A 12,020-nucleotide genomic window follows, 5' to 3' on the forward strand; every position below is an offset into this window, starting at 1 on the left:
ACTATTTTTTTGATGTACCATTTTCCAATAAATTCACAACCTGAGCATAAGCCCCAGCGATAAGAGAGTTTGCAACTAACTTTTTTATCAAAGCGGCTTCTTCTGTTGTTACCTCTATCGCTCCCTTTGCATTGTAAATGCGCTGAGATAAATTGAATGAAGCCATTTTTTCATCTACATCTTTACATTCTTTGCCAACAAAGAGTATAGAGGCTACCATACGATAAATCATTTGAGTTTTAACCTTATCTTTTACGACATCTTTTACTACCCCGTTCACTTCTTCACGTACAACTTCTTGATACGTTTCAGTTACATCTTTTCCATCGAAATTCTTAAACGCTACATTAAAATTTACTTTCATGATGTTCTTATTTTTAAAGTATTCCCATCCCTATACACGGCACCTACCATGCTTCCTGAAGTCGGGAATTTGTTTATATTAAATATCATATTATTATTTCCATACAGACACCCTAGTCCGTCCGGACTGGAAAACAGCAATTCTGTAGGACTTAAAGTCACTCCACCAAAAGCAGTTCCTGAACTTGTTTTTCTTGTCATACTCAATGAAGGATAGTAGTATGTATCACTTTCTACAAAATACCCTAAGTTTAGTATTTCCACCTCTCCACGAAACATTCTGAATCGTCCGTCACCGGATAACAAACATCTATTTCCTGTTTTTGAACCACATTCAAATTCACCTTCTGCTTTTAAAGAGCCGTCATGACGAAGTATAGTCTTTACATTTCCTGCTTTTGCCTGGTCATAGGTACCGCCCGCCCACAACATGATATTATCAATGTTCGCAGATATACCACCCTGTTCAGTCCACACACCACCCGACAACAATCCTAGTTTTATCTTTGTCGTCAGCTGTAAACCTCCGGAAATTGTTGTACCGTTTAAAGCCGCTACCAGATCGGAGTCAAGAGAATAGATCGAATCGTTCGGATTCGGTGTCCAGGGAGTTGCGTATTCACCATCTTCAAACTTTACTCGGTGTACCATCATTCTACAGGAAGTCGAACAAGCCATACAAAAGAATTGAGCATCCGTATTACTGGAAACAGTAAACGTATATGTATATTCTCTGTCTCCGACCGATACTGGTATATCGGTTTGATATGGTCCGATCCATACTGTAACAGTTGTAGATACCGAAGAATACAGGCTAATTCGTAATGTGTATTTCCTGCGTACCAACAACTGAATACCGGCCAGGCTTCGATTGTATAACCACCCGGAAATGTTTGAAAAATTAACAGAAATAGAACCATTCGATACTGATAAATTAGAAGCTCCACCGTCTACCTGCCAGTAAACGGTGTTCTGACACTCTCCCGAGTTCCGGATCATATTCAAGTTATACGCCTGAATATCTACTTTTGACGCCATAATTTTCACTGCATCAGCCGTCTGGTTGATCATACTGACAATATTCGTCCCGGTGTAATCAGTTACAGCTACTTTGCTACTGATATTATCCGCATTGACTTGTATGGCCGATTCCGCAGATAATACACGACCAGTCAAACTACTGACCGAATACTGAGAAGCCTTTAAACTTATTTGATAAGCATTTGTCTCTATTGACGATTCCGCTGATGTAATCCGACGTCCCAAGCTGTCAAAATCAATCTGGGACACCTTCAGTTTAATAGCATCCGCATTTACAGTGATCGAAGCTTCATTCGCAGTAACCCGCCTGCCCAAAGCGTTGAACTCATCCTTTGTAGCTTTCAATGCAATTTCATCAGCCATAACAGAAATGCTCGCTTGTGCCTGTGTTACACCTTCTTCTGTTGTAGTGACACGCGTAGCAAGTAATTCTATCTTTTGATCCGTTTGTTCGATCTTTGTTTCGAATTCATTTCTGATTGCTGCAATCCTATCTGAAATAACCGTAAGGCTTTTTATGTATATGTCACCGGAGTAAGTGCAGGAGAAATCCCCAGTACCATCCCATTCTGCTGTTATTGTTTCTTCCTGATAGTCTGTTGTGGCTGTTACCAGAGTTGACTTATAAAGTTCTTTCCCTGAGAATCCATAGGTCAATGTTCCGGCTGTTATAGCCTTGTATCGGATACGCATCACGTATGTACCAGATTCCCGGCTTTGCAGGTTTGCATTAACCTGTGTTATACCGCTTTTATACATACGAAGAACGCGGGATGCACTGTCCCGGATCACCTCAACTGAACTCTTTTTATCAGAATAGAAAGCCGCATTAAACCACAGCCACCCATTTGTTGCAGAGAATAAATTGATATCCTGAGTATAGTCCCATTTATCCAGTCCTGCCGTCCATGTCGGATTGGACAGGATATTGTTACCGTTATCGTTGATAGCATCCCTGATAGAAGATATCTCACTTTCCAACTTCCCGTTTATAATCTGGAATGACTGGTAAACAGTTGTTCCATCTTCCAGGTAGATATCACATTCTTCAAAGATACCGCCCTTGATGTAAATACCATGATGATAACCCAACTGTCCTAAATTGCCCTTATACTTTGATGTTATCCCGGATACGTTACCAATACGAACCTTTGTTTTATCAGTCATATCAGGAGATGTCAGACCATCTAATACGTCTATATAAGGCGCGTTTGTATCCGATGTTGCCAAATAGATTACACCCTGTCGATTTGGATCGGAATCGTTACCTGCACGGAATACCGTATCACCGGCCATCGGCACAGAATGACCATCTAAAAGAGGCTTTCTAAGGTCGAAGTAATCTTCTGTAATTCCTAATACCTCTCCATAATAATAATGGGATGACAGACCTGAGAACTGCTGACAACAAATAAGATCGTCACCTCGTATGTTCATGTACATCATTCCTTCGATCTTGTCAATCTTACAACGGTAACGATCCGAAAGTTCCTGAACAGATTCGATCTTATTGAAATCGGATACAAAACGATTGCCATTCAGTCCCAATGTTTCATTTACGACCATTGTGTTAACACGGAACTCTTTACGGGCAAGGAGATAATCAAATTCCCCAGACGCTTTTTGCATATCCAGTATAGTACCGTAACCCATCATACCAGAGGCAGACGAAGGAGAACCGGACATCTTACCGATATAAACATTATCCCGAACCTTCAATTCTCCAAACCAGCCTAATCCCTCATTATTGATCCCCCAACCGGCTCCCCATTCGTAACCTTCGGCAAACAATGTACTTTGCGCCATATCTTCAAAAGAAATCGCGCCATGCGCTGTATCCGGAATATCTTTGCGCAAAAACATGCCGTCAAGGTCTTGTAAATTGTCCTCTATAGCCTTGTAGATTTTTGCGTCAGTCATTAAGGCGGAATACACATTCTGGTCCGTTGGAATCGTGGAATCATTTGTTTTAATAACATAGATTCCTCCAGATCCTCCCCCTGTATTCACATAAGTATTTCCACTATATTTAAGTTCATCCAGCCGGTTTTCTATATCACCAATACGAGAATACTGCGTTGATTCTCCAACGGTATAAGTACATTCAAACGGATTATCCAGTTTCTTTTCAAAACCATAGATGCGGGATTCGCGGCCATCTTTGAAAAACGCATTATTGATAAGCTTCACTCGACGACCAATCTCCAGATCAATTTCTTTCTGTTGATTATGTTTACCGTCTATGTAACCGGCACACCTTACCGGGTTAGTTGGGCAGACGTAGACAGATGGATCAATCTTGCTCTTCTCTACGTATTTCTGTGTTTCTTCCAGCAATTCCTGTTCAGCTTCACCAATTAGTGTATCTGATATGAAAGATGTGTCATAGCCGTAGAGAATGTAAGTTCCATCTTTCTCAGGCTTCATTATGTCATTCGGCAAGAACTGACCGTAATTCTGGTTCCTTTCAATTTCAAAGACAGTTCCTGTATCATCACTCGATTTCAATTCAAGAGCAAAATGCATACCATTCATACTCCCCGATTGAAACACAAATCGAAGTTCATCAAGCAGGTATTCTTTTTTAAAGTTCTTTAGGCCGGCATCTCTAATTGTGAAGATAGGATAAGTCTCTCCTGTAGGCTTCCCATTCTCATCAACGATGTTTCCTCTAGTCTCGTTTACTTCTGATATCGTTCCTATTCTTCTAGGATAGACATTATCAAATAAAACGACATTTTCGATGGCCTCCTCGGTTGTCATATCAGGATAAGCATCAACATATGGAATACCTTCCGGCAACTTTAATCGCCTCTGAACAACACCTTCAATAACTAAGTCATCACTATCAGGACGATAGTTTTTGGGAATATTTCTCTCTGAACCAAACGAAATAATTCTTGTGGCGTAAGTAGATGTACTATCACTACGAGTCATGTCGGACAATTCATTGCCCATTTCTAAAGTAATGACATCCTTTATCGTGTCTTCACAGTGCCCTAAAAAGATATAGTTCTCTTTTACCCACCACTCGCAACCACAGGCTTCGGCAATCATCGATATACCATCTATGATGTTAGTATTGTCATACTGAATAAAAATAGGCTCCATCTTCACCGTAGCATCCATTGAAAATACATACGGTTTCCCTTTATAGGTATAACCCAATGCCGCTATATTAGAAACGACAATTGACATATGGGCATCCGGCGTTCTAGTAAGACTCCACTTGGCTTCTTTGCCCTTCTGACGATCATAGAAAAGCTTTTTGTGCTTCCATTTCCAATAATGAGCGTCCATACGGAGATCGTAATCATATCCGCCAGTAGACTTGTTGTAAGTCGGAAAAACTAAATCTACTATTTCAAATAAACCTTCATATATATCTGTATAGTCACCTAACCGGAAATAGATAGGATTTTCCACACTGAACTTCAAAAGAATATATTCTTCCTTCAGCAGTGTGTATTTATAAATCGACCCTTCATTAACTTGAGTCGACAAACGATTGTTATTTGATGTGTCTTTGATGTCAATCATAACACATCAAATTTCGGTGATAAAAAAAAGAAGCCCTAAAAATTAGAGTTTCCGTTTCCCACAATTAAAGCCTTGTGGGAAACTAGCTATTTCCTGCCTTCCTGACTAGGGTTAGGCTCATTGAATTTGACCGAAATCTTTGAGAAAGTACGGGGAGTATTTAATCCGAATGAAGCAGATCGGAGATAAGTAAGCCGATACACCTGATTGCCAAGTGCCGGTACTTTAATCTCTATTTTTCCCTTTTGAAGTTCGGTTTTAAAGGCGCTGTATTTCGATAGGTAATCATCCGGAGTCTCTCCTTCTAAGGTGAATACCAGCGTAACATCTCTTTCATCGATCTTAGGGTTATTATAGACTACTTGCTTACCGTTGTTTAACCGGGATTTATTCTCTATAAATTCCTTCAAAGGTTCCGGGGCGAAGATTGCATCAAGAAAGCCGTCGCCCATTCTTATACCCCATTGTAAAAAGGCATCAAAGCCATTAATTATTAAGTCTGCCATAATTTATAATTTTTATTTGTACCTTTGTTTATATACTCAAATTCAATTTATCATGGAAAAAACAATTCAGTATGTTTTTGTAAACAGTCCCTATGAAAGTGATTCCATAGAAGAGCCCTATTCTCTCTCGGACTATTTTGCTTACACAAAAAGCGATGTTGTTATTCATCGTAATGGAAATTCTTACAAGCTAACTTCCAATGAAATAATCATGGGAGAAATAGATGAAAATGAAGAACGGCATTACGTAATACAACTAACTTTTTCAAAGCAATAAACAAATAGGGTGCCACACATTAGCACCCTATTTTTATCTTGAATTAAGGCCTGAAGTATTCTTTTTCACTTCTGCCATATCAGCTTTAATATCTTTCAGGTATTTAGCCGAATTTCCTGTATTTTCCCTTATCTCTTGCAGTTCCAGATATGAGTTTACCTGAATAGTTCGGATTTCATCGGCAATATTCCTTGTATCGGTATTAACTGACAGGATTGCATCAGCTTTTACAGTAAGGATATTTAGCGATTCGGACTGAGATACGTTTTGAACCTTTATTTCTTCACCGGCCATCTGTATGCCCGTAAGACGTCCATTTGTTTCATCAATAGAATCCTGTGAAGCCATTACAGAAACAGCTTTAGAAGAGGACTGAGAATTAGCATTTTTATCTTTTAAGTCAATTCCCGCATCTTTAAAATATCCATTAACAGTACCAAGAATCTCTTGAAGCGTTGGCATATTCTGCTCGTATCTATCGACAAGTTCACCAGTCTTTTCTGCAACCTGTTTCATTAATTCTTGTTCATCAATATCTCCTTTAGCATACTTCTCATATAAATCGGAAACTTGCTTATCAAAGCCATCTACAACCTTACTTAAAACTATCGAACGCATCATATCAGAGACAATGTCTTTAAATGTATCAGATGCATAATCTTTAAAACTATCTAAAGCGTCCTTGCCCGTATCCAGCCAATCCCAAAGACTATCAACGACATTATCGACAAGCGGTTCATACAAAGAACTCACATATTCATGGAGCTGATCCAGATACTCATCGTACTGTTCTCTAAGATCGATAAGAGCCTCTAGCGTTTCTTTTGTTTGACCTACTAACTTATCTCCAAACTTTTCAATAACCTCCTTTGCTAAACCTGCATTAATAAGCTTGTCTTCATCAAATAAATCTTCATCTTCCCATCCTTTTTGCTTTTTAATCCATGAAGCTAAATCTTCTGTTTTTTGAGATTTAGATCCAATGCCAGTACCGAGAAAACCCTTACTCTTTTTCCTTGTCTCAATTCGAAGGTTATCGATTGCTGCGGTTGTCCCCTCTTTGTAATTCTGATTAGTCCACTTCTGCCACATGCCAGACCAACCCAGAGGGGAAAGCCAGTTCATTATACCATTCAGTCCACCAGTTAACCACCCTCCTCCTTTTTGGTTCTGATATGTGGCCTGATCCTCTTCTGCTTTATCTTTATAAGCTTTGGCAACCTCTTCATGCAGCTTACGATAATCGCGTAAATTCTGGAGATTATCCTTTGAAAACCAGTTGTTTTCTACTTGTTGTGCTTCTAATGCAGCTATGCGATACTCATTAACAGCGTCGGTAAGCAAATTTATCTCTTTAACCTTCTCTGCAAATGCTTCATATTGCTCATAGGCAGATTTCGATAGAGAAGAAAGCTTCTCCATCAATTGTATTACGGTAGATATAACAGCAAGAATAACAGAAGCTTTCTCCACCGCCTGAACAGCCTTTGAGCCGGCACTAGCTGCTGTCTCCCATGCGTTAATAGAGCTTGTGACAAACAAGCCTATATCGCCAATGAAAGAAAGAACTTCGCCAGACGTTCCTCCGATCGTACTTCCGACATCTTTTATTGAGGTAAATAGTTTATCAACGACATCGGCTACCTCTTTTTCCGCTTTCTGATACCTATTACTTGCCTTTGCAGCTTTATCTTTCGCCTCGTTGTATTTTTTAAGTGCATCAGCAGAAGATAGATAAGTGTTTTCAAAGCTGATCTTACCCTTTTCCAGTTTTGAGTTTTTTACACCAGTAACAATTTTACCACCATCGTTTACAAGATCGAGTTGTCTCTTTGCTTCCGCCAGTTCATTCTCGGCATCTGCCAGTTCTTTCTTTCTATCTGCTAACGCCTGAAATGGATTCCTTTCATCCAGTTCATCCATGATTGACTGAATAGTGGTAGTATATTCCCGAAGTTGATCGGGCGACAATACTTGAGCCGCCGACTGTTTAGCGTTTTCAAATTGGGACAACAGGGAGTTTAGCGTTTCTGTCGATGTCTGTCTTAAATTTTCGAAAGCACGTACGTATTCCGGGGATTGTTTCAACTTCTCATAATCCAATCCCATTAGCGATTTACCTTTATCTTTCGTTGCTTGTGCAATAGACCGATCAATTCGCTCTACCTGACCCGTGTTTCCACTTTTCTCAGCCTGTTTACGTTGTTCTTGTAGTACAGCAATATCATCATTAAATTTCTTTTCGATAATAAGACGTTTGTCCGTATAGTCTTTGTATTCATCAAGGAGTTCAACCATATCATCACCACGGACATATTTAGTATTTTTCGTACCCAGTTTATTAGCCGTCTGCTCATCTATCCGTTTAAATTGGTCTTGAACAGATTTGTTTTTTAGGAACTCGGTAAGATCGAAGCTTCTTTTTTTATTAACAGGATCAGCTTGAAATTCAGTTCTAGCGCCGTCAATCAATTGTTGTTTCCGGTCTTCTCCTTCACGACGGATAGCTTCTATCTCTTTTTTGTGATTGAGTTCTCTTTGCGCTAAAGTTTTAGCGGAACCATTCTCCATAGCATCAATGATACTTTGAGTAATTTCATTCTGAGCATCGACTTCCGCTCGATCCTGGATGCGTTTATTCTTATCAAGAAAGAGTTTGTATTTCTCTGATTCTTTACGAAGCTTTTCGGCCTGATTCTCTTGCTTAGTCGTTTTTGAATCAGAATACTTATCAATATTCTTCTGGGCTTCCTTGATCTGCATGGAATACTCATTCCAATCTTTTGAGTTTTGCTTTTCTACCCCCAAAGCGTCGCGGGCAGCTTCTGCTTCCTTTTTCTTTTTCTCCCAATAGGCTTTATTCTTTGTTTCAGACTTTGGGGATCGAAGATCAAGCTCTGATTGCAAAACATCTATACGCGTATTCAACTCTTCACCCGATATCTGGCCCCGCAAAGAACCCTCCATTATATTTAAAGTGTATAAAGGATTGTTCTTCCGCATAGCTTGCAGACGTTTTGCTTCGTCAAGTTCAGTCTTGATCTTAGCGTCCGTTTCTTTTTTAAGATCAATTTGCCACTGGTTTAACCGATTCTGACGCTGATCTTTTGCATAAGGTTTTACATCTTCTTCCAGTTGCTTTAGCTCCTTCTCTAATTGATTAGTTGTCTTACTTTGTAAGAGAGGATTTTTATACTGACCATTTCCGTAGTTTTGATGCCGAAAAGCAATCTCATCCTGAAGAGTTTTGATTCGAGATTGATAATCTGTAACGATAGAATCCGTATCTTCAATTATCTTTCGGGAATCAATTTCTGCTATTTCTTTTTTAAGACCCAAAATATCCTTTAAATGACCTTCTTCGTCAATATATTTCTGAATGATACCAGGATAGGCATCCTTTAGTTTATTTAAAGCATCGACCCGATCTATTGATGAAGAGTACTCATTTTGAGCAGTAGTGATAAGTTTTTCAATCTCCTGTTTGTGTTTATCTTCAACTTGGGCTGCTTCTTCTTTTCGCTTATTGTAATTGGCCTGTGCTTTTTCTGCGGCTGTTGTATGATCTGCTAACGCCCAAAATGCGAGGCCAAGAGAAACAACAGCGGATCCAATGGCAATATACGGGTTAAGTTTAAGAACTTTTTGCAATAAGACCTGTGCTGCAGTATAAGCCTTTGTGGCTGAAACATTCGCCCAAATAGCCTTATTAAATCCTTGTTCAACAACAGCGTTAAGAATCAATGCTGTCCGATAAGTTCCATAAACACCAACCAGTCCTGTTAATACCCGTCCAACTGTCTCATAGTTTTCTACAAGCTTGGTTGTCATCTGAATACCCTTGACAATAGCGCCCTCATTGTTTTGACCTATTTCATTGAACACACTATCAATAGCATCTTGAAGCATAGACATCTGACCCGCCATTTCTTTACTGGCGTTTTCCGACATCTTGTAGAATTTTCCTCCCTCTGATGTGACATCAATAAATGCTTGTTGCACCATTTCAGCAGAGATTGCTCCTTTTGACATTTCATCTTTTAACTGAGCTATGGACTTGCCAGTCTTTTCTGAGATAATCTGCAACGGGTTAAATCCTGCGTTAATCATTTGGTTAAGATCCTGCCCCATCAATTTACCGGCAGCCGACATCTGAGAAAAGGCCAAAGTAAGAGAATTGAACTTCTGTGATTCGCCCCGGGAGATATCGCCGATCGCACGGATGAAGCGCGGAGTTTTCTCTGCTTCTATATTGAAGCCGATCATCATTTCAGTAGCAGAAGATACATCTTTCAACTGGAGTGGAGATAGAGCCGCATATTGCTTAATATCAGTCAAAAGAGGCTTTGCTTTTGTTTCTCCAATCATAGTATTCAAAGAAACTTCCATTGACCGGAATTGACCACGAATATTGATAATCTCTGATCCCAAATGTTTAATTGCCGCCACTCCACCAATGCCGGCCAGTATCTTTTTAAATGATACACCCACACCCTCATTTACGGTGACTATCTTTTGAGAATCGTCTTTAAACAATGTGTATTCATCCCGAAGTTTTTTAACAGACAATCGAGCATTAGCCTGTTCCTGAGTTAGTCCGAACAATGCCGCTTTTTCTTCATTAAGTGTTTTCTTTGCAGATGTATATTCGGAGAGCTTACTATTAGCGGATAAAGGATTATTCTTCAAAGCAGAGCGATAGGCTTCGCCCAACCGTTTCACATCAGCTTCTACGTCTTTAACCACTGCTTTTTGAGCAATAATCTTCTCGGTAAAGCTATTTACCCCCTGTGAGGCTTCAAAGATTTTCTGCTTAAAATCATTGTCCATCACAGCCCCGGCTTTGGCCGCTTCGGTTATCATTCCCTGCATCTGTTGTTTTGCCTGTTGCATCTGGGTATTAAGCACAGCAACAGCCTGTGGAGCCTTATTTGCATCCATAGACTTTATCTGTGCTTCCAACTTGGTTATCTCATTACGAAGACGAACAACCTCTTGCCAGTCACTACCTACTTTGAAATATAGTTTACTCATTTCTTTCTTCTCTTTGTAGCTAATTCTTTCCCTGATATTTTTTTGACCAATTCTCCATGGGCCTCATGTAGTTTATCTTTCTGCATGATGATTAGATTCCGATAGGGTATCACCTCAAAGACCTCTCTGTATGACAGGTGAAGCTCTTCCATGAACGAAGCGATCTGCCCTAGCATAGTCTCGTTTCCTACAACTTTTCCTTCGCTATCATTTTTACGGCGTTCTTCATGGAAAACGCATAGGCGAAAAAATCCTCACCACCAATTAATGGATAAATAGTCTCCCAGGCTTCGTTCAACTCTTTATTCGTGGCTGATTGTAGATATCGGCTTACCTTATAAGCCTTCCACCTCCAATGCTTAACATCACCTACGATCAAAGCAGAAAGTCCTTTGATTATATGCGGAGCATTACACGGTATTTCTCCAATCACACTTAACTTTGTATAATCTCCTTCTAGCCTGATCTTTGCAAAAGCCGAGCAAGCGCGGCAAATAACTTTTATTGCTGGAGGATTGACCGTATATACTTTCCTTCCAATGATTATCGTAGCCATACTTTCACCTAACAGGCTACCTGACACCAATTCTGCTGCTTGATTCATAAACTCTTAGAATTAAAAAGGGTGAAGGTGAACCAAGCCACTCCCACCCTTAGTTTTTATTAAATCTATCACCTATTAACCCTCTGCAACCAAGGAGCCAACCGCGCTTTCTTCATAGTTGTATTCAGAAGAAACGCCTGCGACTTTAGATGTCTGTACTAATCCTTTGACAGCTATGGCAATCGCCTTGTCTGTATTCGATTCACGGGCGACGATCTGCGCATTAGGGAAGATAAACCAAACATGATCGTCTGTGAGGCAGAAAAGAGCCTTGTTAATAACGACTTTGCCTGTCGGACGTTTCCATCCTACCACTTCATCTTTATCTGCACCACTTCCGCCTTTTTTGACCGCTTCGCCACCCATCATATCGGCTTTCGTTTTCCAATCGTATTGTCCAATCGAAAAAGAAGGCGTAATGTCACCAGGGGTAGTATCATAGCGATAATTCTGACCGTTCAACTGATTCTTGTGACCAGTAACGGAGGCTTCCGATTCTTCAATCTGCCACGTTTCCCCATGCACATTCTGTACTTCATTCTTAGCGGTAATAGCCGCCTGAATCAAAGTCTTTGCAATTTCGGGAGTAATGTCTGCCGTAACTACACTTGTGTCGGCATACAAGATTTTTTTAATTCCTACTGCTGAAATCATA

At 40.0% G+C, this 12,020-nt stretch carries 8 protein-coding genes; 1 reads left to right on the forward strand and 7 read right to left on the reverse strand.

Annotated elements, in window-relative coordinates; genetic code table 11:
* Position 1: 1 nt before the first annotated feature.
* The 3 genes from HMPREF1535_RS24995 to HMPREF1535_RS00950 form a co-directional block, all read right to left on the reverse strand.
* A complete protein-coding gene (locus HMPREF1535_RS24995) occupies positions 2 to 364 on the reverse strand; it encodes a hypothetical protein (RefSeq protein ID WP_052716625.1) in 363 nt (120 codons plus the stop codon).
* A complete protein-coding gene (locus HMPREF1535_RS25000) occupies positions 361 to 4,944 on the reverse strand; it encodes a hypothetical protein (protein WP_148499094.1) in 4,584 nt (1,527 codons plus the stop codon). Before HMPREF1535_RS25000 ends, HMPREF1535_RS24995 begins: the two co-directional genes overlap by 4 nt.
* Before the next feature lie 86 nt (positions 4,945 to 5,030).
* Complete coding sequence (locus HMPREF1535_RS00950; RefSeq protein WP_046145027.1) at positions 5,031 to 5,450, reverse strand: hypothetical protein; 420 nt, start codon at positions 5,448 to 5,450, stop codon at positions 5,031 to 5,033.
* A gap of 52 nt (positions 5,451 to 5,502) precedes the next feature.
* Between HMPREF1535_RS00950 and HMPREF1535_RS25700 the strand changes: the two genes are divergently transcribed.
* Entirely contained in the window at positions 5,503 to 5,727 is a 225-nt protein-coding gene (locus HMPREF1535_RS25700) for a hypothetical protein (protein WP_129698245.1), read from the forward strand.
* Between the two features lie 33 nt (positions 5,728 to 5,760).
* Here the strand turns inward: HMPREF1535_RS25700 and HMPREF1535_RS00955 are convergent, their stop codons facing one another.
* From HMPREF1535_RS00955 to HMPREF1535_RS00970, 4 genes are all read right to left on the reverse strand, one after another.
* Positions 5,761 to 10,761 carry a tape measure protein gene (locus HMPREF1535_RS00955; protein WP_046145028.1) on the reverse strand — a complete coding sequence of 1,667 codons (5,001 nt, stop codon included), beginning with the start codon at positions 10,759 to 10,761 and terminating at the stop codon, positions 5,761 to 5,763.
* Entirely contained in the window at positions 10,758 to 10,937 is a 180-nt protein-coding gene (locus HMPREF1535_RS26050) for a hypothetical protein (protein WP_046145029.1), read from the reverse strand. Before HMPREF1535_RS26050 ends, HMPREF1535_RS00955 begins: the two co-directional genes overlap by 4 nt.
* Before the next feature lie 11 nt (positions 10,938 to 10,948).
* Positions 10,949 to 11,365: a hypothetical protein gene (locus HMPREF1535_RS00965; protein ID WP_046145030.1), complete on the reverse strand. Its 417-nt coding sequence runs from the start codon at positions 11,363 to 11,365 to the stop codon at positions 10,949 to 10,951.
* Between the two features lie 75 nt (positions 11,366 to 11,440).
* Positions 11,441 to 12,019: a hypothetical protein gene (locus tag HMPREF1535_RS00970; protein ID WP_046145031.1), complete on the reverse strand. Its 579-nt coding sequence runs from the start codon at positions 12,017 to 12,019 to the stop codon at positions 11,441 to 11,443.
* Between the last annotated feature and the right edge of the window lies 1 nt (position 12,020).

Origin of the sequence: Parabacteroides goldsteinii DSM 19448 = WAL 12034 (assembly GCF_000969835.1) — a bacterium.
Taxonomy (GTDB): Bacteria; Bacteroidota; Bacteroidia; order Bacteroidales; family Tannerellaceae; genus Parabacteroides; species Parabacteroides goldsteinii.